Raw genomic sequence first — 25,315 nt, 5'->3', positions numbered from 1 at the left:
CTAATGTCCAAGAATCCACGTTCGAGCCGTTTCGCGGATTTCATCGGCGTAAACGGCGCCGAACGACCCGCCGGGGTGGTCGCGTGAGGTCAGCAGGCGGTCGCGGAAACCATGCCTGGTGTACCAGGCTTCCTTGGCTTCCCAGTCGTCGCGATAGCCCTTGTTGGCGAGCATGCCCAAGTGCTCCCAGTACCACGTGCGGCCGCCATGGACGATCGTGAAGTCCGGCAGGCAGAAGTCGTCGGGGTCGGTGGGGGCGCACAAGCGTTGCTCGTACAGCGGCTGCAGCCCGAGCCCCTTGAGTGCCTCGTAAACGATGATCTCGCTCTTCGACCGCATCGGCGTGCCGTCTTCGGCGCGGTGCACCAGGCCTTCCGGCCGGTAGCGCGGCGGCAGCGGCACGTCGGTCCCGACGTCGCCGAGCAGGAGGTCGAACATGTAGGTCGAGCGCCGCGCCGTCTCGGAGAGGGCGGGATTGCGCAGGCGCTCGAGCACCTCGGTGTCCTTCTCGGCCAGCACGATGAGCCTGCCGCGGTAGCGGGTCAGCGCGGTGTACAGCAGCTCACGCGACAGGGTCTGCGCCTTGCGCGGCAACACGAAGATCACCCCGCCGAAGTCGCTGCCCTGCGCCTTGTGCACGGTGAGCGCGTACGCGAGCTCAAGGCTCTCCTCGACCTCGCTCTTGAGGTAGCGGTAGGACGCCTTGGGCTGCGTCGAGAAGTTGACGTGAAGCTTGTCCTGGCCCTTCTCCTCCCCGGGCTTCTTCTTCCACGCCGCCGTGACGATGCCGATTTCGCCGTTTGCCACGAAGCGCATGCCCTCCGTGCCCTCCGGCAGCCACTTCGGCTCGTTGACCCTCTGCATCACCTTGTCGTGGAACACGATCCCCTGGTCGCCCATCGCGCGCGGCCAGCGGTTGGCGTTGTTGGCGTTGGTCAGTTCCCTGCCGCGGTAGCGCTCCTGCACCACGCGGTTGATCTCGCCTGTGCCGAACGGGTGGATGCGGGTGGGCGAGATGATCTGCCACGCCTCCGAGCGCTTCCATTCCTCCTCGCTTATGCCGAGCGAGCGGTCGAACGACTTGGCGTCTCCCGGCGTGATGTTGAGCATGGCGAACGCCTCGTCCAGCTTCGCCAGGAGGCTGCCGTGGTCGTTCCACGTCATCAGCGTCAGGTCGCCGTGGGTGGACGAGCGCGCGACACGGGAAATGACCATGTCGTCGCCGGGCGGACTCTCGTCCCGGTACCCGTTGGCCAGTTGCAGCCCGACGGCCATCCCTCCGGCCCCGTCGGTGCGCATGCAGGTGCCCAGGTCCGCAACGCAGCCCGGATGGGCCTGGCGCAGCCAGCGCAGCATGTCGATGAACGGCCGGCCAGGGCCAATCGGGGGCAGCTGGCAGGGGTCGCCGACGAAGATGAGGCGGGCAATCGCACCGGTGTTGATGGCGCGGAACAGCGCGGCGAGCAGTTCCACCGACGGCATCGAGCTTTCGTCGATCACCACCGTGTTGTAGCTCAACTTGCCCTTCTCGGGGGTTTCCAGGATGCGGTAGTTGGGGCCGAGCATGCCCGCATCGCTGAGCACCTGGTGGATAGTCGCGGCCGGCCGGCCGGTGCTGGTCTGCAGCTTGACGCGCGCCTTGCCGGTCGGCGCGGCGAGCAGGGTGGAGCGTGGCCCCTCGAGCGCGCGCAGGGTGCGCAGGAAGATCCTGAGGATGGACGTCTTGCCGGTGCCCGCACCGCCGGTCAGCACGCTGAGCCGGTTGCGGTACAGCACCTCGAGCGCCATGATCTTCTCGTCGATCGCGGCGTGTTCTCGACCAGTCTGCGGCTCGCCGAATCCGCCCTCCTCCTCGGGCACGGTGAGCAGCGCCCGCCAGTCCGGCCCCTCGGCCGGCAGGTCGGCCAGCGCCCCCACCTGCTTCTTGATCACCTGGGCGATTTCGAGCTCCCAGCGCCGCACGCTCTTGAGAGCCGCGAGGCGGAGGATCGGCCTCTCGCCCTCCGTAGGCTTGGCGGCACCGAGGTCCTCGCGCAGTTCGGCCAGTTCGTCGTCCGCTCCGTCCGCTGCCGCGTCGGCGTCGGCTCGCTTCCACGACTCGGGAGCGGGAGCGTCGCGGAACCAGAGGATCTGCTCGTGAAACGTGCGGTCCTCGCTGCTCCAGATCGTTTCGGCATCGGCGGCGCAGCGGCGCGACTCGGGAAAGAAGCTGGCAGCGCGTTGCACCAGCGTGGGGAAGGGCAGCAGGCTGTCGCCGGCGCTGGCGGCGCGCTGCAGCACGGCGACCATGGTGGCGCGCACGCGGCGGTGGTCGTGCGGCGGCAGCGGCGGGTCCGTGCGGAAACGCGCGGCGTCGCCCTCCGGCAGCATACCCTGGTCGATAACTTCGAGGCTAACCGGGGCGCTGCGCTTGGTGCCGCAATCCTGTTCGAACAGGCGGTACGGGTTCTCGAGAATGGCATCGTTGGTGGCGAGAATGCCGCGCTGCTTGCGCGTATCCTCGTTGAGGATGTCCGCGATCTGGTCGGTCGTCAGCTCGAAGCGCACGAGCAGGTCAATGAGCTTGTGCCGGCTCGGCATCTTGCGCCAGCAGAGGATTGCTTCGGCCAGGCTGTGCGCGTAGTCGGCCTCCGGCTGACGGCGGCCTTCGAACAGGTCCTTCACGTGTTGCCAAGGATCGCGGCCGTTGCGCTCGAGCTGACGCAGGACGGTGGCGTGGTACCCGATTCCTTGAGAGCAGCCGAGCGCGCGCAGCATGGCGCCGATGCCGGGGTAGGCGCCGCGCCCGGACCAGACTTCGTCGAGAGCGCCATCGAGCCAGGCAAGCGCGCCCGCCCAGTCACCATCGACGCCACGCCCCGCTTTGCGGTCGGCCTCCAGACGCTCGACTGTGGTCATGATGGCGAGCAGCGCCGAGACGGCTTGGCCGTCGCTGAGATGTTCGGCGACATACGAGAAGGGAAGAGACAGATCGCGGGGGGGCCGGCAGACGATCCCGTCAACGTCGAGATCGCGATGGAGGTATTCCTGGTACGGAATGCGAACCCCCTCCCGGGGGTAATGGTGGGTGACGCGGCGCGACCACACGGGAAACCGGCCCGGAAACGCGCTGCTCTGGCCGAAGTACGTTGGGTTTGCCACCTCTGCGATGCGCGACACGCCGACCAGCAGGCGGTTGGCTTCGTCGTCAACCGCGTTGCCACGGTTGCAATAGAAGAAGACGAGCGAACGGTTCTTCTCAAGCTTGCCCCAGAACCGCTCGAGCAGTTGGCGTTGGCGCGTGTCCTCTTGCACCCACGTGGCGGAAGGATTCTTGGGCGCTGGGATGAGCAGGTTTTCCGCCTCGCAGATGTCCCGGAAGTTCGACTCGAGCATCCAGCGGTACGGGGTCGGGCACACCGAAAACGCCGGTACGTCCTCCTCGACGCTCGGCAGGTTGCGACCGTCGAGAGGGTCTTGGTGACAAATGACGTATGCGTCTTCGCCGAACGCGTTCGCGTCGCGCTGGCAAGGCGGAAGGTAGCCAGTGACGCGCTTGAGGTCGACGAGCCCACAACCGGCGTGCGGCGCTTCGACGTCGAGCCTACGCAGCGCACGCACGTGCTCGTGCTCCATGCAAGCCGCGTTGGTGTCCGGGTTAGCGCAGAGGCGCCCGTTCCATGCGGTGTCGTGCCACGTCAAACGGGCGGTGAGATGAGTCGTCATGGAGTGGTTTCCAATCAACATCGGCGGCCCGCTTGCCGAGCATGCGTTGAGCCGCCGGGGATGTGGGCGCGCGGCGGCGGACCGGGTCTTCGGTCCGTCGACCGAACAGCGCCTGCAATTCGTCGGCCTAGGCGAGCGGCGCCGGTCCTCCCGACCGGGCTATCGCCGCGTTCAGCGCCTCCCGTGCTGCGGCAGCCTCCTCGGGCGATGGCTGGCGGCAGCGCGCGCAGCCCTGCGAATTGATCTCGTAGGTGGACTTGCCGCACATCGAACAGGACTTGTAATACATACTTTCCTCAACCTGCCGCTGAGGCGGGCTCAGGCGCTTGTCCAGATAGCTGGACCGATACCGCTCGACGATTTCGCCCGGCACGAGGTCCCAGGCATCCTGGTTGCGGGCGATGTTCGAGCGCAGCCGCACGGCGCCGCCGCTGCCGCGCGGTCGGGGGCTTCCAGAATCGCGGTCCTGCGTTCGGACGCCGTTGGTGCGCGTTTGGTCGGCGGCCAAGCCGAACTCAAGGTCATGGATCTCGACCGCCCGCTCGTCGCCGCGCAACGTTGAACGCGCACGCGCCGTGACGATCAGGTCGTGATCGACTTTCACGCTGAGTTCCAGCCGCTCGAAAAGCGGTCGAGCGGTCGCGTCGACGCCGAGCGCAAGGCTTGTGTAGACGTGCCGCGGGTCGGCCGGCTGACACCGCCCCGGCCATTGCGGGCGGGTGAACTGCAGTTTCGCCAGCCCGTCGCGCGGGTCGACGCAGTACAGGCCCAGTTCGTACGGATGAGTCTGATTTTCCAGCGGCAGGAACGTGCCCTCGTGGATGACCGGCACGTAGGTGTCGTCGGCGTGCAAGACCTCGAACGGCTTAGCGAGGCATAGGCGCAGCCCATCGTGGGCGATCCACGCCGCCCCTTCCGCGATGACACGGTCGCCGTTCCCGATGGTGGGCACGCGGGCGAGGCCGAACTTCTCGGTCAGGCGGTTTCGGATCGCCGGCATTTGCACCACGCCGCCGGTGGCGAGGCAGAGGGCGACCGCGGCTTCGGGAACGTTCGCCGAAGCGAGCAGGCGGTCGATGTTGGCCATGCCCTGATCGACAAGGTCGCGCGTCAGCCCTTCCAATTCCTCGCGGCCAACCGCCAGGTCCAGCGTGCGCTCCGGGCCGTCGGAGCGCAAGAAGTTGGCCATAAACACGGTCGCCGAATGGCGCTCCGACAACCGGATTTTGGCGAGCTCGCACTGCCCGATGAGTTGCGCCTCCGCGTTCGGCATTTGGCTGGGCCAGCTGGCAAGTCGGTAAACGTTCGCATGCCGGTCTTTCACATGGTTGACGAGGCGTTCGTCGAAGCGGTCGCCGCCGATGGTGTTGTCGCCCATGTTCTGGATCTGCACCAGCGTCCCGCCGACGAGCTTGACCAGCGTAAGGTCGAGCGTCCCGCCGCCCCAATCGAACACCAGCACGTAGCGGCCTTCCAGTTCGGCCAGCTTTTGTTTGAAGGACGATTGGGAGCGGAGATGGCCGTACAGAGCGGCCAGCGGCTCGTGGACGTACTGGACGATGTGCAGGCCCGCCTTGTAAGCCGCGTCCCGCAGCTCGCGTCGCGCGGCCCCTTTCATGTTCACCGGAATGGTGACGATCGCGCGGTCGAACCCCATGTCCCTCATTCCGGGGAGGCTTGTCGCATCGGTGCGCACGTGCCGCAGGATGTCGGCAACGACGTCGGACGGTTCGCGCGCTACGCCGCCGACGTGAATCGCCGCTCCGGTCCCGAGATAGGATTTCGGCGATCGCACCACATCACCAACCACGCCCGTGGCAATTTCCGTCAGCTGGTCTTTGGCGCGCCGTCCCGCGACAACCTCGGCGCCGTGATACCAGACCGCGGACGGGTGAGGTCGATCGGTCTCGCGGTCGGTCAGCACGGACACGCTGTCGTTCAGCACGATCGCGGCAAGGCTGTTGGTGGTGCCGAAATCTAGTCCGAAGACTTGAGCCATTCGATCTTTCTCCCGATTCGATCGCCTATCGTTTCGACCCGCTCGGCAACGACGTGAACCCGCGGTGGATTGAGGGAGGCCGCCTCCCCCGCGTCCGCCACGAGCGGCATGATTTGCGCCGTCAGAAATCCCTGGATGTCCGCTTTGACCTGGGTCACCCGGTGGCGTCCGCCGACCCGCTCCTCATCGAGCGCTTTCTCGAGCGACGCGACGCGGGATTCGGCTTCCGCGAGGCGGGCGCGGCTGGCGGCCAAGTCCGCTTGCGCGTCCGCAAGGGCCCGCTCGAGCGCCTCCTTGTCCCGTCGTAAGGCCGATGCGGCTTGCTCTTGGCGGGCCGCTTCCGATCGCATGTGCTGCGCCTGAGCGATCCAGGGGCCGATAAAATCGGCCAACGCCTTCAACGTCGCAGCCCGCGATCCAAATTGCGCAAGGAAGCGGTAATTGTTCTGCTGAATCTGCCGCGCTGTTGGATCCTGCTTCGTGTTGTCCGGCGGCTGCACCAGCTCACGCAGCGTGGTGATGACGTGCGCGTAGTCGAGCTGGCGCGTGCGGAACAGCCACAGCGCCGCCGCGAGCAGCAGCGCCATGGCGCGCTTTTCCAGCTTTTTGTCGGCGAGCGCCGGCTTGACGGCATAAGCCACAGCCTGGAAAACGTCGGGGGCCGGCGTCTCGAGGTCGATATCCAAATTGAACTCGGCTGCCAGACGCTGGCGCACCGCTTGACCAACAAACTGGAAGCAGGCGTGCGCCAAGCTGTTGCTCTTCTCGACCAGCGCCCGTTGCGCAAGCCCAAAGCATTTCTGAAATTCGGGGTCGGTCTCTGGCAGCGTGCGAAGCGCGGCTTGCACGTCGTCGGGCTCGAACCCCTTCGGCTTTGCTTTGCGCAGCCCGCTCAGGAAGGGACCCGCCGCCGGCTTCTCCTGGCGGAAATAGTCGTGCAAGGACAGGATCGGCGGCGCGCTGCCTTCGGCTGGCGCTTCCTGTGACGGTTCGGCTGCCTGCCCAACAATCCCGGCTGCAATATCGGGATGGCTCATGGCTCAAGCTCTCTCAATTGACGGTTGGCCCAGCGCGCAAAAGAGCCGTCGTTGGCGAGCATTCGCAGCGCCCGGCGGCTCAGATCCGCATCACCGGCCTGTACGCTGAACACCGCGGAGAATGCCAGCAGTTTCGACCGATCTTGGCTGGAGAGCAAACCGCTCTCGGCGCGTTCGATCAACGCCTGCCTCCGGTGCCGAGGCGCGTGCGTTCCCAGCGCTTCGAAGGCATCGAGCACCTCGTCCGTCAACCGGTCGATCGGGCAAGAGGCGATGCGCCGTCCCCCTGGGCAGTGAGGCCGTGTGGGCAGCGCCGCCTGGTCGCGGGCGAGAGCGGCCAGCGCGGCGAAGGCGGCATCGAGCACCGGCACGTTCGACCGAACGGCATCCCCCTCAAATTGATTGAGGTTGAAGCGAATGCAGGCCGTTACCGTCGCGGCAACGGAGCGGTCGAGCTCGTGCAGCACCGCCAGCGCCGACTTGTACTTTTCCGCAAAACGCTCGAACGGCAGCGTGACCCCGCTCGGCCGCCCTTGGTCCTTGATGAGCGTTCCCAGAACGTAGTCCGCAAGAGCGCTGCCGTACTCGCGAGCCGCGCGATCGCGGGGCAGTGCGTCGCCAAACCGAGTGACATCGGCCACGGTGACGTCGTCGGCGGCAAGCCGTTCCAGGAACAAGCGGTCGACCGCGTCAAGTTCCGCAGCCTCGGCCATCAACACGCTCACCGTGTAGCGGGCGGGCGCCGATGCACCGTCGGCGCGGCGGCCGTTTTCGAGCTCAAGCTGGAAATGCCCATCACGGCTGGCGGCGATGCGGGCGAGCGCGGCATCGATTGCGGCAACCGGCTCCCATTCGCCGTTCCTGCGCAGACGTATCCGCGTGCAGTTCTCGACGGCCAAGTCGCCGGCCGCACAGCGCTGCCGTAGCGTGACCGACGAGGGGGCCAAGCGCCCGCGAACGAACAGGAGCGGACGCTCGATCGGGTGCTCTAAACTGATGTGTTCGGAACGTCGCCGCTCGGACGGAAAGCTGGCCGCGCAGAATGGGCAGGCGAAGGCGGGCGGCTCACGCGCGCCAACCACCAGCGGGTGCGCAGCGTTCTCGAAGTCGACCGCATCGTCGACGATCCAGCCCAGGGTTGGCATTGGCTAGCGTTTCTCCCGCCTGCGAGCTGAGGCAGCTGAGATCAATGTCCGCGCTTAGGCGGTTTGCGTTGGAGAGAGGACAAAGCCGACCGTCCGTGTCTGGAAGTTGCTCATTGTGGGTGAACACCTTGCGCTACACAACGAATGCGAGAGCTTAGGCCTGATAACTTTCTCAAAGCAAGCGCACCTTGAGCCTAAACTTGTTGGTCGGGGATTGCTCCGATGGCCTAGTTCGGCGACGCGCCGCCTTGGCGTGTGTGAGCGCAAGAAAGCGCTTGCAGCGGGAGCGCCTTCCTTCCGAAAGAGGCGAGACCACCCGCATGAAGGCGACAAATCAACGATCACAATGGCACAACACCGGGCGGGGCACCTGCAACGATTGCTTGGAGCAAGACGATAAGCCCCATGGAACGGCCGGTACATCCTCCATCCAATCCTCGGCGCTGTGGGTGGCTCCGGCGCTCGAGCCCGAAGCGGCGGCCTTCGTCAGCAACGCGTACCCGGCGGCGCACGCCTTCGCCATCGTGGTGAGCGGCGATGCGCGCGCCGACCTCGGTAGCGCGCTGCGCAGACCGCTGGCGCACGCCGGTATTCCCGTGGACGACGTGGCCCTCGCGCTCGCCGGCCAACCGTGTCGCTCGCCGCGGCACCGCGCCTGAAGCATTCACGTCGTTCTCAGGCGGTTTTGGCGCGCCCCGTTTGCCTCAGCGCGGCGCCACCTCCAGAAACAGGCGGTGAATCCGATCGTCGAGCGGATGGCCGGCGGGCAGACCGACGTGCGCATCCTGGGCGGCCAGCGCTTCCGCCCATTCCGCGGCGGAGCCGGGGCAGGTCCGGCCAGGCCCACCGCGGTCGCTGACGAAGTGGATGAACAGCAGGCGCGCCGCAACGCCGTGTTCCATAAGGGCATGGAGGACGGCCACGCGGTTGCAGAGCTGGTAGTGCCCGGTGAGCCAATCTCGGTCGTGCGGCACACCGAGCTCCCGCTTCACGCGGTCAAGCGCCCGCTCGATCATCGGGCGCCCACCCTGCGGGCTGGCCCGGCAAGGAGTTGCGCAGATCCTCGAGGTTGGCCTTGGCCTCGACCAGCAGCCATTCCTCAACGCCGTCGTGCGTCGCATGGCCGATGGCGTCCCAAGTGGGTTGGCTGCCCCGCGGCGGCCAGAGGCCGGTCCAGGCCGTGCGCGTGGTGGAATCCTTGGGCAGGAAGTCGAGCCCTTGCCATTCGCCATCGCCCCACGTGCGGGAGGCATCGAATGGTTGGTCGAGCCACACGACACGCTCCGCCCCGATCGCCGCGCAAACGAGCTCATCGAGCAACCGCCGGTGCCGGCCAAGGAAGCGCAGCAGATGGCACTCCATCGACGAGGCGCACAGCGGCCAGAGTGGCAGCGCGCATCTCCGCCATGCCGTGCCTCTCCCTCCGGTGCTGCTCAAGCCATCTTGGGCATATATTACCGCCAGGAGGACAGCGGCTCGATATGCGGTGTTTGCCGAGCACGACGCCCGCGCGCCCTCGCCCGCCGTCACATCCCACTACCTCGCGACCATCGCCGCCCACCTCGCGGGAGGGTCCAGACCGCATGCGCAGACGGCGCCTCCCTCCACCACCGCAGGACTGCCCCATGACCGAGGAACCGCCCCGGCCCACCCCCACCACCGCCCGCCGTCCGTCCGCCGGCCGCGGCCCCACCGTCTGGCTGGTTAGCGGCGTGCTCACCGTTGCCGACACCAGCCTGCCCGCCGCTCTGCACAAGCTCGCCGACCACGCCCAGTTCTGCGCCGCCGGCTTCGCCACCGCCAACATTGCCGGCGTCATCTTGCACGGCCGCCTCAAGCTGGCGTGGAGTCTCACCGTGCCGACGGACGATCAATTGCCGGCGCTGGTCGACACCCCCGATCCGGACACCAGCTACCGTCTGCTGACGATCACAGTCACGCAGTACGCCGGCGACGCCTGAGCGCCCCGTTGTATGGCGGGCGCCGCGTATCCGCCTCGACAATCGGTATCCACGGCGCCGCAGAACCGCGCCGCGCGTCTGCCCTGGTGCCGACGATGGCATCTCCGTGCATTGAAAGGCACGAGCAGTGCTTCCGGTGGCGCCAGCAGCCGCTGGGCTCCCCGCAGCAAGCAGAACTCACCGGAGCGCCGACTCGCTTTCGCTCCGCCTGCAATGAGGAATCGAGAACCATGACTGAAGACAATGGAACCTTGAAGAGACCATCCAGCTATGGCGTCGAACCGAAAACCATCGCAGCCCTGGGCGGTGTCGGTGCCGTCTGCGGGGCGGTAAGCGCCGTCCTGGTCGGTAAAAGCGTCGCCAACATTCTCGGGACGGCGGCGGTTACCGGCTTGGCCTGCGCCATCGTCGGCGTCGTCGTGTCGCTGCACCGGAAAGACTCGGCAGAGATCATCCCGTCCGCCGACCGGGAGGGGCGGCTGAAAGATGCGGCTTGAACTGCCTTTGTTCGAGGTTGGGCAGGGCCACTGCCCGATGTCGCAAGCCGTAGCCAAGCCGCTGCCAAGTGACTAAGCCACGACGGGCGGGCGCGAAAGCGCCCGCTTGCGCTGAGCTGTTGCGCAAAAGGCGTGTTCCTTGGCGCTCAAGGACGTCGCCACTTCAAGTGATCTACGCTTTTTGGAAATGCAACAAGTTAATTCGCGGAAAAATCCCTCCCCGATATCACGGTCACTTTCCGCGTAATTTCCTCGATAAACGCAGGGATTTTATTACATACAATAATGGGTTATAAGTAATATATTAAATAGGTACCTATTATGCTATAGGCAAAGAAGCCTCATAGCATAATCTTGGAGAACTTCATGTACATAACCTACACCTACGACCCAGAGATCCTCAGCTGCATCAAACAGCGATTGGATTTCATGCTGGCACATCATTGCAAGGTTCTCTTCGTTCGCTTCGACGTGCGGTTTCCTCTGGGGACCGGCCATGTGGGCCGGAACACTGAGATGTCGCAGTTCATGAAGAGCTTGAAGGCGCACTACAAAGCCCAAGACATCACGCTTCATTACATCTGGGCGCGCGAGCAGGACAGCAGCGACGCGCCACACTATCACGTGGTGGTGCTGCTGAACGGCTCCAAGGTCCAGCACCCCATGGGCGTCTGGAACAAGGCGGCGGAGGTGTGGTCGGACATCACGAACGGGCCGCGTGCGCTGGTCCAGCAATGCCGCCCAATGGACGGAGGAAACAGTGGGAACTGGGGCATAATGATCCGGCGCGTCTCCGGGACGGCGGCCGGGGCCGACCTCATCGCCCAGCAGCATGCGTTTCAGCAGGCCTACACCGCCGCTTGGGGCTGGGCGTCGTATCTCGCCAAGGAGGTCACGAAAGGCAGCGCACCCTACCGCGTGCGCGAGTTCAGCGCGTCGCGTCTGCCGGTCGGGATCATCACCCCGCCGACCCACTGCGTCTTGCCAGCGCTCAACGGAATGAATGGCAGCACGCTTTCTTGGTGAAGCAGATTCAGCCCATCTGTGGTCGGCGGTTGGGCTCCCTCCCCGGCACGAGCGGAAGAGGCATCCCGCGGTTATCGTCGGACAGTCCTTTCGTCGTGAAACAACGTCAGAATCTGATCCGGTGTTGGAGATGCTCACGGCACTCCGCGTATGCGGACGGCCGCACCCCGCCGACCGCACCGCGGTTCGGTACGCCCACCTGAGTCAGAACTCCTTTCGGCGGGGCGCCGGCCACGTCTCAGTTGGGGTTCCGCAAGCTAAGGCTACTCAAGCCGTGCCTTCGGCGCCCCGGCATACACCGCGCCTGTGGCCGCGAACACGCGGCCGCATGGTGCAAATTTCTTAAGCCGGACAGCGTCAGAAGCGAGGCCTTGGCGTTCCGGCACGGGCGCGCGACGGCGCGTCGAGGGAACTCGCCGTAAGCCATTGACAAAAAAAGAATAAACCGATTCCGATCCCCGCGCTTGCGCACAGTTTGGGCGATTTGCGCGCGGCGACGGCCCTATTTTGGGCGCTTCGGCGGAGTTTTTGGGCGTTCGAGCGTTGGTTCTGGGCGGAAACACGCCGCCAACCAACCGGCCCACAAAGTCGACGGACGGCTGCACCCTCGGCATGGATCACGATCTGCAGGTGACGCTCGGTGGCATCAACCCGACCGCTTGATGGCCCTTCATACGGTTGAGCGATCTTCTGATTGGCGCGCGCCCGCGCCGGCGTGGCGCCCTGACGCATACGAACTTTCGGAACGCGGTCGACATCCACCGTGACTGGAGTGGCGAGCGCGCCAGCACGCTCCGCAGCGCGCCGGCGCTTGCCCCCGATTGTATCAACGGAGGATGATGTCCTTTTCCGCAGTCGCCGACAGACGATAGCGTGTTCCCCGCCCACTCCCCTCCTTGAGCACCATCTCCGCAGTCTCAAGCGGTTTGAGTACCGACCTTGCGGTGGACGCCGATACCTGTAGCGTATCGACGATCTCCGAGATGGTCACTCCAGAGCCCCTGCGCAGGTGGCATTCCGCGAGGCGGCGAAGGATGACACCGGCGCGGTGTTCGAAGCGAGTAAGGTAGGCGTCATTGAGGCGGCTTTCGGAAGGGTTCGGGCAGGCGACCCACGGCTTGTGCTGCTCATCTTCCGGAAGAACAGTCCACCACCGGGAACGCCCGGTCTCCTCGTCGCGATCCCAGTACAGGCGGAACGACGCCATCGATTTGCCATAGGTCGCGTCGTCGCGGTGTTTTTCAAACGTGACCAGCACCCCGTTGCGGGCGTCGGGAAGCGCTTCCAAGCGCAAGACGACGTCCACGTCGGCTTCGATCTGGCTGGTGCCGCGCTGCTTGCCGTCCTTGCCCGCGTGGTGCAGCAGCAAGACGGCCTTGCCGCGCCGCTTGAGAGGCTCGAGCCTACTCTTAATCTGGCGCCAACGCGGCTCGTCGTTCCGGCCGTTGGTGGCGTTGGTCAGATGGTCGATCACCACCAGGTCCGCCTCCTCGACCAGAGGCTCAAGGACACGCCACGCGTCCTCGGACATAAGGTTGAACTCCGCAGGCCCACCGCCGGGCGGCGGGTACAGGCTGATGGGCGGGGTGACGTCAGCGGACCCAATGGATGCCCACACGTCTTTAAACCGGTGGGCGATGGCGAGTTCCATCTCCGTCCCGATGAACAGCACCCGGCGCGGCTTTGGGGCGCACAAACGATCGCCGGGCAACGAGAGGCCGCCGGCCACCAGAGTGCTCAGCACCGTTGCGAACTGGGTTTTCCCGACCCCCGCCGGTCCGTAGAGGAGCGCCACCTGTCCCGGCATTACCACGCCGTCGAGCAAATACTCCGAGGAAACGAGCGGCAACGGATCATTGAAGTGCCAAGCCTCAACGCGAGGTCCCTCATCGGCACGGTTCATCCCGAACTGCGTGGCGGCAATGTCACGCAGTTCATTAATGCCAATCGTGCGCGTGGACAGCAGGGAGCCCGGGTCGACCACGCTTTGCGCCGACGACGGTTCCTGAAAAAGGAACAAAATCCGGGCTGCACCGGCGGCGAGGAGTTCGTCGTGCACATCGAGTGCATCGCGCACCCCTTCTTCGCTCCTCCACGTTAGAACCAGGGCATGCCGCCCGGCCAGCGCGCGCCAGTTCGTGTGCTCGGGGCGCGTGCCCGCCACCGCCTTCGGCCAAGCTACGGCCACCGCGGAGGGAACTCCGGACGCGTCGCACAGACGCGCGTTCATGCTGTCGGCCAAGGCAAGATTGTCGGCGATGACAACAACCATCGTGGAATGGCGGAGAGCTTTTTCGATGCCGAAGGGGCACACGCGGGTGTTGGAGCGAAGGATTTGCCAAGCCTGGGCCGGAGGATCCTCATCCTTCCGACACAGCGTGAACGACAGGGTGAACGGCAGAAGCAGGCCGCTCGTGGACCTTACAGTCCACTCGGCAATCACCTGTTGGAGGCGGCCCCGCTCATCCCGCAGATAAAAGATTGTGTGGGGGATCCCAACAAACGGCGCGCACCCGACGCTCTTGCCAGGCCAAGGGGCGCAGGAATCGAAGCCAACGAGGTCGATATCGGGGCTCGATTTCGACGCAAACTCCGCTTGGGTCCAGCCGCGGCGCACCGGGTCGAGCCGAATGGTGGGGTTCTCAGCGTCCATGCCGAGGCGCCGAGCCACCTCGGAGGTGGTTTCCTGAAGTGAGGCGTTGGGGGAGAACTGGGCCGCGATCTCGCGTTGAAATGCAACGTCCTGGGATGCCGCCCACATGGGCAGGCTTCGCAGGAAGGTGGCGAGGTCCAGCGGGGTTCCTCCACTGCATTGCGGGATGCCATTCGGCGCCCGGACTTCCCAGGAACCGGGCGCAATCGGATCTCCGTAAATGCTTGGCCGGCGCCAATGTCGGCGGATGCACACGGGGCCGAGCCGATAGACGGCCTCGCGGGCATCATGCGAAAGGATATGAGTTCGCTCAAGCATGAGGTGCTGAAGCCCCAACCCGGTCGACAGTTTGAGCCACATGGCCAGATTGAAGACGTCCTCTTGCGCAACCGGTGCACGGTTCGAACGCCAGGTCGATTCCGTTTTCGACGTCATCGTCCGACCTCCCCGTTCTGCAGGCGGGACAGGAAGTCAGCGATGTCGGCAGCCAGAAACAAGGTACGGCGGCCACATTTGGTTGCCTTGAGGTCGCCGGATTTCATGAATTCGTAAATGGTCGTGCGGCTTATCGGTATCAGCGATGTGAGTTCCTTGACGCTGACCGCAGGCTTGTCGAGGCCGACGATTTTGCAGCTTCCATCAAGATCCCGGTACGACTGTCCAACCCCATTGCAGAGATCTGATTTTATCCGACCTTGGGAAGCGGCCTTTGAACTGTACATGGTGTATGGCTCCGTCATCTGTTCGCGATGACACGCCATTCTTCACACAAGTCCGCCCGTGGCTATGGGAATATGTAAGGCGATTTTTCCCTCAACGGGCGCTGGGGGCGCGGAATGCAGCCTCATGCCGGCCGTCCAATGGCAGCGAACGCCATGGCTGATCCAGCGCCCCACTTGATCTCGGCGTTATTGTGTGTCCACGCCAGGGTTCTGGCCGAGGCCACTATGCGTCTTCGTAACGCTCGCGGCGAACGGTCTTGATCCAATCCACCACGCTTGTCTGGGACAACCCGCGCACTGCCACGCCCTCCACCAAGAGGCCTCGAGCCTCCAAATGGTCTTTTGCAATCATGGACGCGCAATAAATGAAATTGTATGACTTTGTCGTGTGAAGATGATTGTCAAAAAATATCGCGTAGGTGTCCATGAGATCAGAAACCAAAGTTGGGTAAAATGGATCGGCTCTTCGCCCCGTCTTCTTCGTGTATTTTCCTGCCAGAGAGTCCGCCGCAGCGTATATAACATCAAGATTGCGGCAAAACTCAGGCAAATCGAAAGGCTCCTGGAATTCATCCCGAGCTTCTTTTGTAATCTGCCAAAAGGCAAAACTCAACAGCTCCGCATTCTCTGCGCTCTTTATAGCCGCAACAGCTTCCCGTTTTTCATTTTCATGAAGCTTTTCCAACTCTTTCTCGTGCGGGCCGATCTGGCGACCGACAAATTTCTCCCCAGTCAGCTTCTCCAATCTATCCGTAAATTTAGTGACAGCATCTCTTATGGAAATGAGCGTATCCCTCAGCTCACGCGCGGACCTGGCGTCAGCGTAGCCCTTGATTGCCTGCAGGTAAGTGTTGACCGCTTCCTCTATTCGAACGCGGGCTTCCATTGGCAGAACGGCACCAGGGCCATGGGAGCTCTGGATTGCCTTATTAAGGTTTTCCCACTCTTTGTCTTCGATGTTTTCATACAGAAAAAAAGTGTGGTTCTCATAAATTTTTTGGGTCATCGCCTCGCCACCGGGATTGAGAGTTAGCACTGCGAGCAGTGGATATCAGCAATTCCCGCAAGGCAAGCACATGCTCTGGATAGAGGACTCCGCGGAAGCAGCGATAGCAGCGTGCACGGCCGGCGTGGTCCGGGCGTTGGGATGGGTCTGGTCCATGGCGGCTCCTCCATGGAAGCCACGGAGGCTGCGACTGCCGCCTTGGTCAAGGATCCCCGGCCCGTGCTCCCGGTCCAACCCTGGCCCTACGGGCCACCGCCCCGCGGGCGGCGATGCGGGTGACCGGGATCAGCGCGCCGGGGGGCTGGGGCTCGTCATGGCGGCGACCGACCGTTGTGTGCCCTTGCCCCACTTGGTGTGGCGCGCCTGCCGGGAGACGCCCGGGATCACCCGCCGCCATGGTTCTACCCCCTCCGGTGCAGCGGACGCCGGCACCGATCGGTGGCATGCTGGTCCATCCCCCACCGGCGGGAAGGCTGGATGATGGCGGCGCACGCAAACGTCAAGCAAGCGGCTTACGACGCCTTGGTGCTCCGGCGAAAGGCCTGCACGGCCTGCACGCCGCACCTGACCAACCCGGCGCGGCACCAAGCTGGCCGGTACGACAGCGACCAGATTGGTCCGTGGACCCTCTGGCAAGGCAATCTGTCGGCCGACGTGCTGGTGGTCGGTGAGGATTGGGGCGGCGTTGACACGCTGGAGGATTACGAAGGCCGCGATCCCGCCGACTTGGGCAAATTCCAGACCAACAAATCTCTTGTCGCGCTGCTCGCGCACCTTGGCGTTCCCATCGGGGCGCCGCAAACGGGCGGTCCCAACGTGGCGTTCTTCACCAACGCCGTTCTGTGCCTGAAGCCCGGCAACGCCACGGCAAACAGGGTGGGAAACCCAGCGTGCTTCGCGACCTGCGGCCGAAACTTCCTGAAGCCGACGATCACGATCGTCGCCCCGAAGCTCGTGGTCACGCTCGGCAAGAGGGCTCTGGGCGCGGTTCTTTCGGCCTTTGGCAAGGGCGAGGCGTTTTGGAAGGCCGCGGCAGCGACCCCGGTTCCGGCCCCTTACAAGGTGGGCCAGAAGCCGACGCTCTTTGAGCGGGCCGTCACCATGCCCGAGCCGTTTTGGCTGGAGCCGGGGATCGCCTTGGGAGCGGTGTACCATTGCGGCAGCAAGGCCAACATGAACCGCAAAGGGCGCCAGGAGGGCGACTGGGCGCGCATGCGGCCGTGGCTCATCCAGAAGCGAGAAACACCCCGTGAGCCCCGCCAGAGCCCCACAGGCTTCGCGCCCGAAGGAGCCATGGAAACGACCGAACGGACACCCCAGGGGGGCGGCGTGGCCGACGCTGCGAGCATCGCCTCACCCGTGGCTCAAAAGCCGGCAAGCGGCGTCCGCCCTCTGACGATGGTGGAGGCCAAACAGGGCCTTGCCGCCATGTACGGTGTCGACGTCGCCCAGATCGAGATCACGATCCGGGGATAGCCCGGCGAAACGGGCACGCCACCGCCCTTCACCGATGATGGTGCCGCGATTCCGCCGCCTGGGCGGTGCGTTTCTCCCCTGACGTGGTAGCGACACCCACGACCTCCGAGCGCGCCGCCGTCCATTTCGCGCTTCGGCTGTCCCAGCCATTTAAAAGTCGATGCGCATTCGTACTTTCAAGCACAGGCGGACATCATCCACGGCATCTTCGCAGGCATGCTCACCACGCCCACACGTGCAGCGCCCAGGGAGGCCGCCGACGCGATCCTCGCCGGGACGCTGTTCCTGGACGTGGAGGTCGATCGGGCCGAACAGCCGCGCGCCGTCGGCGCCGTGCTGGGTGACCGGGTGTTCCGCTGGGAGGGGCACCGCACGGCCGCGCTTGCCCGCTTGGCGGAGCTCGACGCGTTCGCCCGCGGGGCGGAGCGGATCGCCGGCCACAACATCCTGGACCACGACCTGCCGATTCTGCGCGACGCCGTGCCGGGCCTCGGCGTTCTGGCGCTGCCGGTGGTCGACACGCTGATGCTGTCGCCGCTGGCCTTCCCGGGCAATCCGTACCACCGGCTGATCAAGGGCTACAAGCTGGTCCACGACGCGGTGAACGACCCGGTGGCCGACGCCCGGTTGTGCCGCGACGTCTTGCGCGATGAGCTGTTTGCCTTCGCCCTCCTCGCGCGCACCCAGCCGGAGGTGGCCGCCTTCCATCGCTTCGCCTGGAGCGACGATCCCTGGCGGGGCATGGCCGACCTCCTGGCCGCCCTTGGCGCGCCGGGGCTGCCCACGCCGGCCGCCGCGCTGGAGGTGTGGGCGCGCTGCGCCGGTGCCGACGTCTGCGTCGGCGCCGTGGAGCGCCTCGACGCCCGCCAACTGGAGGCGGCGGCCGGCCGCCCGGCCTTCGCCTACGCCTTGGCGTGGCTCACCGTCGCCGGCGGCTCCTCGGTCGTGCCGGCGTGGGTGCGGCGGCGGTGGCCGGACACCGCCCGGCTGCTGGCGCACCTGCGCGACACGCCGTGCGGCAGCCCGCGGTGCCCCTGGTGCCGCTCGGCCTTCGACGCCGTGCACTGGCTGACGGCGACCTTCGGCTTCGACGCGTTCCGTCCCGAGCCCGCCGCGCCGGACGGCGGCAGCCTGCAGCAACGCATCGTCGAGGCCGGGCTCGCTGGCCGGCCGCACCTGGCGGTCCTGCCGACCGGCACCGGCAAGTCGCTGTGCTTTCAGGTGCCGGCGCTGGCCCGGCACAGCCGCACCGGCGTTCTGACCGTGGTCGTCTCGCCGCTGCAGGCGCTGATGAAGGACCAGGTCGACAACCTGGAGGCCAAGACCGGCCGGCCTGCGGCCGCGGCGCTGTACGGCACGCTCACGCTGCCGGAACGCGGCGCCGTGATGGAGCGGGTGCGCAAGGGCGACGTGGCGGTCCTCTACGTCTCGCCTGAGCAGCTGCGCAACCCGTCGGTCGCCCGCACGCTTGCGCAGCGCGACATCGCCACCTGGGTGTTCGACGAGGCGCACTGCCTGTCCAAGTGGGGCCACGATTTCCGCCCCGACTACCTCTACGCCGCGCGCTTCATCGCGGAACTGGCCGAACGCCAGGGCGTCCCGCCGCCGCCGGTCTCCTGCCTGACTGCCACCGCCAAGCACGAGGTGGTCGCGGAGATCATCGCGCATTTCCGCGAGCGCCTCGGCCAGGAGCTGGCCCTGTTCGTCGGCGGCGTCGAGCGGCCCAACCTCGCCTTTGCCGTGGAGGCCGTTGACGAGGCGGACAAGACCAACCGCATCGCCGAGCTGTTGGCCCGGCACCTTCCCCGCGGCGATTCGGTCGCGTGCGCCGTGGTCTACGCCGCCACCCGCCGGCGCACCGAGGAGATCCGCGACGACCTGACGGCGCGCGGCTGGGACGCCGCCGCCTACCACGCAGGCCTGCGCGCTCCCGAAAAGCTCGAAGTGCAGGAGGGCTTCGTCGCTGGAACCATCCGCGTGGTGTGCGCCACCAACGCATTCGGCATGGGCATCGACAAGGACAGCGTGCGGCTCGTCGTGCACGCCGACGTGCCGGGCTCGCTGGAGGCCTACATGCAGGAGGCCGGGCGCGCCGGCCGCGACCGGCGGCCGGCGACGTGCGTCCTGCTGTTCACGCCGGAGGACCTGGAGAAGCAATTCCGCCTCGCCGCCTTGTCCGAGCTGACCCGCCGCGACGTCGCCCAGGTGCTGCGCGGCGCGCGCCGGCTCGCCAAGGCACTCGGCCGGACCGAGGTGGTGGCGACCACCGGCGAGCTGATCGCCGACCCGGACCTCGACCTTGGCTTCGACGCTGAGGACGGCGACGCCGACACCAACGTGAAGACCGCGCTGTCCTGGCTGGAGCGCGCCGGCTTGCTCGAGCGCAACGAGAACCGCACCTGGGTGGTCACCGCCCGGCCGCGGCCCCTGTCGGTGGACGAGGCGCGGCAGACGATCACTGCGCTCGCGCTGCCGCTGCGGACCACCCAGCAGTGGATGGCCGTCTTTCGCTGCTTGGTGGCCGCCGGCGCCGATGCCGGCGAGGAGCGCTCGCTCACCATGGACGAGCTGGCCCGCCTGCCGGCGCTGGCCGAGGAAACCAACGGCGCCCCCTATCTGGCAACGGCGCGGGTGCAGGCGATCCTCGCCGCGATGGCGCGCCACGGCTTGATCGAGAGCGGCACGGTGCTGACCGCGCTCGTCCGGCCGGCCGGCAGCAGCGCGTCGCGCCGGGTCTTCGCGCACTTGGTCGAGATCGGACAGGCGCTGCTCGACCTGCTGCGCGAGGAGAACCCGGACGAGGCGCCGTTCACGCTGGAACTGCGCGCGGCCAACCAGCGGCTGCAGGACCGCGGTTGCGTGGACGCCCAGCCCGACCTCGTGCGGCGCCTGCTGAAGACGCTGAACGAGCCGGAACGCGCCGGCACCGGCGGGGCGCGGCTGCGCCTCACGGTGCGCGCGCATGGCCGCTACAGCGTGGCTCCGGTCGGCGGGTGGAGCGCGGTGGTCGCCGCCTTCCGGACGCGGAGCGCGGTCGCCAGAATCCTTTTGGACCATCTGCTCGGCAAGGCCAAGGCGGCCGAGACGGGCGGGCGGTCCATCGTCCCCTTCACCCTGGAGGAGCTGGCCGAGGCGGTCGGGGCCGACTTGCTGCTGGCCGCCGACTGCCCCGACCCGGTCGCCGCCGCGCAAGCGGCGCTGCTGATGCTGCACGACTGGAAAGCGATCATCCTGCAGGGCGGGCTGTCGGTGTTCCGCCAGGGCTTGACGCTGCGCCTGCCCGAGGCGGCGCGCGCGCGGCGCTACACCGTCGCCGACCACGAGCCGCTCGCCCGCCATTACCGCAGCCGCGCCTTGCAGATCCACGCGATGGGCGAGTTCGCGCGGCTTGGGCTCACCGACACGCGCCGCGCGCTGGCCTTCGCCGCCGACTACTTTTCGCTTCCCGAGGACCGCCTCGTCGCCCGGCATTTTCCCGGCCGCAAGACCGAGCTGGCCCGGCCGGTCACGCCGGAGACCTTCGCGCGCATCGTTACCGACCTCCGGAATTCCGCGCAGGAGGCCATCGTCACCGCGTCACCGGGGAGCAACCTGCTGGTGCTGGCCGGGCCCGGGTCGGGCAAGACGCGGGTCATCGTGCACCGCTGCGCCTGGTTGATGCGCGTGCGGCGCGTGCCGGCGCGGGCCATCCTGGTGCTCTGCTTCAACCACACGGCCGCGCTGGAGGTCCGCCGCCGGCTGCGCGATCTGGTCGGGGAGGAGGGTGCTTGGGTGGACGCCCACACCTACCACGCGCTCGCCTTGCGGCTGATCGGGGCGAGCTTCGCCGAGCGGGTGGAGCGCGGCGCCGACGCGACGGCGCGCCGCGGCCTCGACGGCGTTGTCCGCGACGCGACCGCACTGCTGCGCGGCGAGCGTGATCTCCCCGGCCTCGACGCGGAGGAGATCCGGGAACGGCTGCTGGCGCGCTACCGCTACATCCTGATCGACGAATACCAGGACATCGACGAGGACCAGTACAACCTCGTTTCGACCATCGCCGGCCGGCAGGAGAAGGAGCCCGAGGCGCGCATCACCCTGCTGGCGGTCGGCGACGATGACCAGTCCGTGTACCGGTTCCGCGGCGCCAACGTCGGCTTCATCCGCCGCTTCCGCGAGGATTACGGCGCGCAGGTCCACCATCTCGTGGAGAACTACCGCTCCACCGCCGCCATCATCGCGGTCGCCAGCGCGGTAATCGCCGCCAACGCCGAGCGTATGAAGCCCGATCACCCGATCCGCATCGACGGCGCCCGCGCCGGGCAGCCGGACGGCGGGCGCTGGGCGGCGCTCGACCCAGCGGGGCGGGGCCGCGTGCGGCGGCTCGCGGTGGACGACGCGGCCCACCAGCTCGGCGCGACACTCGCCGAGGTCCGCCGCCTGCGCACGCTGGCCCCGGAGACGGCGTGGAGCGCGGTGGCCGTGCTCGCCCGCACCCGGCACGACCTGATGCCCGTCCACGCCCTGTGCGAACAGGAGGGCCTGCCGTGCGCCCCAGCCTACGATCGCGACGGGGAGCGCTTTCCGCTGCACCGTCTGCGGGAGGTGTCGGCTTTGCTGGAGCGGATGGGGCGGGCCAAGGCTCGGATCACCGACGCCTGGCTGCGCACGCAAGTCGCGGCCGCGCAGGCCGACCTGGGCCCCTCCCCCTGGTGGCGGCTCGTCGCGGAGCTGCTCGATCAATGGGCGGTCCGGCAGGGCGGAGCACCGGCCGAGCCGGAGCGGGTGCGCGAGTTCCTGTACGAGGCGCTGGCCCAGCGGCGCCGCGAGCGCTCGACCGGCAGCGGGATCTTCATCGGGACGCTGCACGGCGCCAAAGGGCTGGAGTTCCGCCACGTCCTCATCCTCGATGGCGGCTGGGGCCACGCGGCGACGCGCGAGGAGGCCGAGGAGGAACGGCGCCTGTTCTACGTCGGCATGACCCGAGGGCGCGAGACCCTGTGCCTGGTGCGCCGCGGCGACGCGGGGCATCCGCACCTGCCGCTGCTGGACCGCCTCGACCTTGACCGGACGGAGGCGCAGGCCGCGGACCGCGCCGACCCGGCGCTGCTCAACCGCCGCCGCCACGTCATCGGCCTCAGCGACCTCTACATCGGCTTCGCCGGCGGACTGCCGCCGGGCGACCGGACGCACCAGGCCCTGGCGACGCTCCGGCCGGGCGATCGGGTGAGCCTGGACGCACCGGCGGGCACCCAACGGCGCGTGAGCGTGCGGACCGCGGACGGCGTCACCGTGGCGCGTCTGTCCACCGCCGCCAGCGAGCGGTGGGCCCGCCTCGCCCCGTCCATCGCGAAGGCCCGGGTGCTCGCGATGGTCAAGCGCTACCGAACCGATGCCGCGGAGGAATGGCGCGATCGGATGCAGGTCACCGCGTGGGAAATCCCGGTGCTCGAAGTCTGGACCGACGACGCCCGGTGATGTCGATTTAGTACCCCATCGCGGGCTCGTCAGCCGAACGGTCAACGCAGCTCTGTTGTCATCGCCCGTTCCGACGGCGGACCGCTCACCGCACAAACGTTCGTTCAACAAAACCCGCTAAGTTTGTTTATAAAATAAATACATATCGGAGTATGCAGCAAAACGCCCCCGTATATTGTACACACGCCACCATACCACCAACAGATATCGTCCCACATGGGCGTTGATATTTCAAAGCCACTCGTTCAACCTTAAAGAAACACTTAAGCGGCATGGACGCCTGGAGCCCGCTCCTGTGTGAGAGGGCAGAATGTATCCTTTTTCAGTTGGAGGTTAACCGCTCGGCCACTGACGAGTTGGAGAAGACTGTGCAAGCCGCGCATGCACATGTTCACGCCGACACGCCAGCTCCTTTGGTCGAGCGCCTTTGGCCACGCTGACAAGCCTTTTCCGCGAGCCGGTTTCGGCAATCACAACCACTGAAGGGCCGGCTTGAGCCGCTCTAAGTCGCAGCACAAGCCAACAGGGCGCCCTCAACGGCTCTCCGGAACGCGCCCTTAGGATGGCGAGCACGCTAAAAGTGGGGAGGAACCATGAGCAAAGCCGCTGTCAACGAGCGCCCTTCCAAGGGCAAAAGCGTCAAGCCGCACACCCCGAAAGAAACGGCGCCGCCCGTTCGCATCCTCAACTGCATCCCGTCGCGCGACACCGAGCGCGATTGGCAGGTCGCGCATGCCGAAGGCGCCGGGCTCCTGCGCGCGCAAGCGATTCCGCCGGCAAAGGACCTGCGCGAGGCTTGGTGGACGGTTGGCGACCAAGGATCGACCGGATCGTGCGTCGGCTGGGCGGTGGCCGACTCCCTGCTCCGCTGGCACCTCGTCAAAGCCGGCCGCGTCGCGCGCGACGCCATCCTGTCTCCTCGGTTCATCTGGATGGCCGCGAAGGAATTCGACGAGTTTGTCACCGCGCCGACAACCTTCATCGAGGCGGAAGGCACCAGCCTGAAGGCCGCTCTCGACGTCGCGCGGAAGTACGGCGCGGTGCCGGACGCCCTGTTGCCCTTCGGGTCCGGCGCGCTTTACCCAGGCGATGAGAAAACGTTCTACGCGACCGCATCGACGCTGAAGATCAACAACTACATCAACCTCGACCGCACGGCCGGCGCCTGGCGGCGCTGGCTGGCCTTCAACGGGCCGATCTTGACGCGCTTGGACGTCGACCAGACTTGGGATGACGCCACCAGCACGGGCGGGGTTCTGCAAACCTACCAGCCGATGACCGCCCACGGCGGCCACGCCGTCGCCCTTGTCGGGTACGACCAGGACCGCTTCATCGTTCGCAACAGTTGGGGCCGCGAGTGGGGCGACGGTGGCTTTGCCTATGCGTCCAACGCCTACGCAGCGGCGGCTTTCACCGAGGCGTACGGCGTCACCGTTGCATGATCCACGGCGTCACTCGACGCGGCCAAATCACGCAGATCGGACGCCGCGCGGCGTGGGAGGATAGACGATGAGAACACCGCTCGTTCGCGTGGTCATGCCCTCGATTTACACGAAGGACGGCCTACCGGTGCCGCTGCCAAGCCGGATGGCGGTCGCCACGCCGGACACGCGCCGAGCGCTGCTGTCTCTCCGCGCCGCATTGCAGGCCGCAGGCGGCGATCTCATCCTCTCCGACCTGTTCCGCAGCTACGATATGCAGTTGCAATCCCACAACGATTACGTCACGGGCAAGAAAAGCGCGTTCAGCCCTCCGCCGGGTGGGAGCATGCACGAGGCCGGCCGGGGGTTCGACCTCGACTTAGCAGCGCTTAGGATCAAGCTTTCCGATTTCTGGGACTTGGCGAACGAACTTGGCGTCTTCCCGATCATTCCGAAGCCCCTCGCCAAGGCGAGCGAAGCGTGGCATTTCGATGTCCGCGGCAGCCACGCTCTTGTCTACGACTACTACCGGGCTGGACAGGGAGGCAACATGAAGCCCTACACCGCTATGGCGGCGAGCGCCATCCTGGCCGTCGGCATACGGGTCGACGCCTTCGGCGACCGCCAGGACGAGGCTTTCCTGCAAAGTGGCTTGGTTCGGCTTGGCTACGGCCTCGGAAGCATCGACGGCAACATCGGGGCGAAGACCCACGCGGCGCTGCAGGCGGCCGGCATTCCCATTGGCCCCGTTCCAGACATGGTCACGGCGGTCGAGCACCAACTGCAGACGAAATTTCCCATTGAATTTGAGCCTCCGGAGTTGATGGTCATCGACCGGCGCAACGTGCGCCAAGTTGCGTGACGGTTTGTCCCTGCTACGGGCCACAGAAGCCGACCCCACCTTCGTCGCCGGCTGGCTGTGCAAAGCAAAGAAAGCGGTTTATCCTCGCGCTAACCGCCACAGGAAAGCACCTCAAATCTTCCATAAATTGCGGCCTTCTGAGCACAAAAGCCCCGTATATACCTGCAGTTTTGCACACAATTTGGAGATAACGATCCAAGCAAAATTTCCATGCCGAGAACACGGACAAAGGTATAGACTATGGCATTTCATCTCGAGCAGTTTCTCCAGAAAAAACGCTGGCCACCAAGCACCAGAATTTCGAAATAACTTGTAGTATTCCATGGCGTTCTCCGCGCAAGAAGCGAG

The 25,315-nt window shown here is 66.2% G+C and carries 17 protein-coding genes; 8 read left to right on the top strand and 9 right to left on the bottom strand.

Annotation, left to right across the window (positions count from 1 at the left end):
* The 4 genes from AMK58_RS01800 to AMK58_RS01785 form a co-directional block, all read right to left on the bottom strand.
* A complete protein-coding gene (locus tag AMK58_RS01800; RefSeq protein WP_158283123.1) occupies positions 1–3,705 on the bottom strand; it encodes an ATP-dependent DNA helicase in 3,705 nt (1,234 codons plus the stop codon).
* Positions 3,706–3,832: 127 nt separating this feature from the next.
* Positions 3,833–5,704, bottom strand: coding sequence for an Hsp70 family protein (locus tag AMK58_RS01795; protein WP_035683422.1), 1,872 nt, complete (start codon positions 5,702–5,704; stop codon positions 3,833–3,835).
* Positions 5,683–6,741 (bottom strand): hypothetical protein, encoded by a 1,059-nt coding sequence (locus tag AMK58_RS01790; protein WP_059398534.1) that lies wholly within the window; start codon positions 6,739–6,741, stop codon positions 5,683–5,685. Before AMK58_RS01790 ends, AMK58_RS01795 begins: the two co-directional genes overlap by 22 nt.
* On the bottom strand, positions 6,738–7,886 hold the full coding sequence (locus AMK58_RS01785) for a hypothetical protein (RefSeq protein ID WP_035683425.1): 1,149 nt from the start codon (positions 7,884–7,886) through the stop codon (positions 6,738–6,740). The genes AMK58_RS01790 and AMK58_RS01785 overlap by 4 nt, the downstream gene beginning before the upstream one ends.
* A 320-nt stretch (positions 7,887–8,206) precedes the next feature.
* On the opposite strand from AMK58_RS01785, the gene AMK58_RS01780 reads away from it, so the two are divergent.
* On the top strand, positions 8,207–8,545 hold the full coding sequence (locus AMK58_RS01780) for a hypothetical protein (protein ID WP_137165162.1): 339 nt from the start codon (positions 8,207–8,209) through the stop codon (positions 8,543–8,545).
* 45 nt (positions 8,546–8,590) lie between these two features.
* Here AMK58_RS01780 and AMK58_RS01775 read toward each other — a convergent pair whose 3' ends face one another.
* Both AMK58_RS01775 and AMK58_RS01770 read right to left on the bottom strand, forming a co-directional pair.
* Positions 8,591–8,902 carry a hypothetical protein gene (locus AMK58_RS01775; protein ID WP_035683428.1) on the bottom strand — a complete coding sequence of 104 codons (312 nt, stop codon included), beginning with the start codon at positions 8,900–8,902 and terminating at the stop codon, positions 8,591–8,593.
* The gene (locus AMK58_RS01770; protein ID WP_059398532.1) at positions 8,883–9,248 is read right to left on the bottom strand and encodes a hypothetical protein; all 366 of its coding nucleotides are present in this window, start codon (positions 9,246–9,248) and stop codon (positions 8,883–8,885) included. The genes AMK58_RS01775 and AMK58_RS01770 overlap by 20 nt, the downstream gene beginning before the upstream one ends.
* 263 nt (positions 9,249–9,511) lie before the next feature.
* On the opposite strand from AMK58_RS01770, the gene AMK58_RS01765 reads away from it, so the two are divergent.
* From AMK58_RS01765 to AMK58_RS01755, 3 genes are all read left to right on the top strand, one after another.
* Positions 9,512–9,847 carry a hypothetical protein gene (locus AMK58_RS01765; protein ID WP_059398531.1) on the top strand — a complete coding sequence of 112 codons (336 nt, stop codon included), beginning with the start codon at positions 9,512–9,514 and terminating at the stop codon, positions 9,845–9,847.
* 230 nt (positions 9,848–10,077) lie between these two features.
* Positions 10,078–10,344 carry a hypothetical protein gene (locus tag AMK58_RS01760; RefSeq protein ID WP_035683433.1) on the top strand — a complete coding sequence of 89 codons (267 nt, stop codon included), beginning with the start codon at positions 10,078–10,080 and terminating at the stop codon, positions 10,342–10,344.
* Between the two features lie 366 nt (positions 10,345–10,710).
* Positions 10,711–11,370: a YagK/YfjJ domain-containing protein gene (locus tag AMK58_RS01755; RefSeq protein WP_059398530.1), complete on the top strand. Its 660-nt coding sequence runs from the start codon at positions 10,711–10,713 to the stop codon at positions 11,368–11,370.
* A gap of 826 nt (positions 11,371–12,196) precedes the next feature.
* On the opposite strand, the gene AMK58_RS01750 is transcribed toward AMK58_RS01755, so the two are convergent.
* The 3 genes from AMK58_RS01750 to AMK58_RS01740 form a co-directional block, all read right to left on the bottom strand.
* Positions 12,197–14,458 carry an AAA family ATPase gene (locus AMK58_RS01750; protein ID WP_079285283.1) on the bottom strand — a complete coding sequence of 754 codons (2,262 nt, stop codon included), beginning with the start codon at positions 14,456–14,458 and terminating at the stop codon, positions 12,197–12,199.
* Positions 14,455–14,745 (bottom strand): helix-turn-helix domain-containing protein, encoded by a 291-nt coding sequence (locus AMK58_RS01745; protein WP_104675371.1) that lies wholly within the window; start codon positions 14,743–14,745, stop codon positions 14,455–14,457. The genes AMK58_RS01750 and AMK58_RS01745 overlap by 4 nt, the downstream gene beginning before the upstream one ends.
* 223 nt (positions 14,746–14,968) lie before the next feature.
* A complete protein-coding gene (locus AMK58_RS01740) occupies positions 14,969–15,751 on the bottom strand; it encodes a hypothetical protein (RefSeq protein WP_035683438.1) in 783 nt (260 codons plus the stop codon).
* Between the two features lie 477 nt (positions 15,752–16,228).
* Between AMK58_RS01740 and AMK58_RS01735 the strand changes: the two genes are divergently transcribed.
* The 4 genes from AMK58_RS01735 to AMK58_RS01720 all read left to right on the top strand — a co-directional run bounded on the left by AMK58_RS01735 (position 16,229) and on the right by AMK58_RS01720 (position 24,967).
* Positions 16,229–17,227: a uracil-DNA glycosylase family protein gene (locus AMK58_RS01735; protein WP_035683439.1), complete on the top strand. Its 999-nt coding sequence runs from the start codon at positions 16,229–16,231 to the stop codon at positions 17,225–17,227.
* A gap of 216 nt (positions 17,228–17,443) precedes the next feature.
* Entirely contained in the window at positions 17,444–22,684 is a 5,241-nt protein-coding gene (locus AMK58_RS01730; RefSeq protein WP_059398528.1) for a RecQ family ATP-dependent DNA helicase, read from the top strand.
* 593 nt (positions 22,685–23,277) lie between these two features.
* Entirely contained in the window at positions 23,278–24,126 is an 849-nt protein-coding gene (locus AMK58_RS01725) for a C1 family peptidase (RefSeq protein WP_079285285.1), read from the top strand.
* Positions 24,127–24,193: 67 nt separating this feature from the next.
* Entirely contained in the window at positions 24,194–24,967 is a 774-nt protein-coding gene (locus AMK58_RS01720; RefSeq protein WP_059398527.1) for a D-alanyl-D-alanine carboxypeptidase family protein, read from the top strand.
* Positions 24,968–25,315 lie beyond the last annotated feature (348 nt).

The sequence above is a fragment of the Azospirillum brasilense genome (genome assembly GCF_001315015.1).
In the GTDB taxonomy this organism is placed as follows: domain Bacteria; phylum Pseudomonadota; class Alphaproteobacteria; order Azospirillales; family Azospirillaceae; genus Azospirillum; species Azospirillum brasilense.
Note: the sequence above shows the minus strand (reverse complement) of the source record. Positions and strands in the feature narration are given on the sequence as shown.

Excerpts from the sequence above, each read along its gene's own strand:
- AMK58_RS01760 (WP_035683433.1), top strand. The coding sequence starts at position 10,078 with ATGACTGAAGACAATGGAACCTTGAAGAGACCATCCAGCTATGGCGTC.
- AMK58_RS01765 (WP_059398531.1), top strand. The coding sequence starts at position 9,512 with ATGACCGAGGAACCGCCCCGGCCCACCCCCACCACCGCCCGCCGTCCG.
- AMK58_RS01755 (WP_059398530.1), top strand. The coding sequence starts at position 10,711 with ATGTACATAACCTACACCTACGACCCAGAGATCCTCAGCTGCATCAAA.
- AMK58_RS01735 (WP_035683439.1), top strand. The coding sequence starts at position 16,229 with ATGATGGCGGCGCACGCAAACGTCAAGCAAGCGGCTTACGACGCCTTG.
- AMK58_RS01745 (WP_104675371.1), bottom strand. The coding sequence starts at position 14,745 with ATGTACAGTTCAAAGGCCGCTTCCCAAGGTCGGATAAAATCAGATCTC.
- AMK58_RS01775 (WP_035683428.1), bottom strand. The coding sequence starts at position 8,902 with ATGATCGAGCGGGCGCTTGACCGCGTGAAGCGGGAGCTCGGTGTGCCG.
- AMK58_RS01725 (WP_079285285.1), top strand. The coding sequence starts at position 23,278 with ATGAGCAAAGCCGCTGTCAACGAGCGCCCTTCCAAGGGCAAAAGCGTC.
- AMK58_RS01780 (WP_137165162.1), top strand. The coding sequence starts at position 8,207 with ATGAAGGCGACAAATCAACGATCACAATGGCACAACACCGGGCGGGGC.
- AMK58_RS01750 (WP_079285283.1), bottom strand. The coding sequence starts at position 14,458 with ATGACGTCGAAAACGGAATCGACCTGGCGTTCGAACCGTGCACCGGTT.
- AMK58_RS01795 (WP_035683422.1), bottom strand. The coding sequence starts at position 5,704 with ATGGCTCAAGTCTTCGGACTAGATTTCGGCACCACCAACAGCCTTGCC.
- AMK58_RS01770 (WP_059398532.1), bottom strand. The coding sequence starts at position 9,248 with ATGGAGTGCCATCTGCTGCGCTTCCTTGGCCGGCACCGGCGGTTGCTC.
- AMK58_RS01790 (WP_059398534.1), bottom strand. The coding sequence starts at position 6,741 with ATGAGCCATCCCGATATTGCAGCCGGGATTGTTGGGCAGGCAGCCGAA.
- AMK58_RS01800 (WP_158283123.1), bottom strand. The coding sequence starts at position 3,705 with ATGACGACTCATCTCACCGCCCGTTTGACGTGGCACGACACCGCATGG.
- AMK58_RS01720 (WP_059398527.1), top strand. The coding sequence starts at position 24,194 with ATGAGAACACCGCTCGTTCGCGTGGTCATGCCCTCGATTTACACGAAG.
- AMK58_RS01730 (WP_059398528.1), top strand. The coding sequence starts at position 17,444 with ATGCTCACCACGCCCACACGTGCAGCGCCCAGGGAGGCCGCCGACGCG.
- AMK58_RS01740 (WP_035683438.1), bottom strand. The coding sequence starts at position 15,751 with ATGACCCAAAAAATTTATGAGAACCACACTTTTTTTCTGTATGAAAAC.
- AMK58_RS01785 (WP_035683425.1), bottom strand. The coding sequence starts at position 7,886 with ATGCCAACCCTGGGCTGGATCGTCGACGATGCGGTCGACTTCGAGAAC.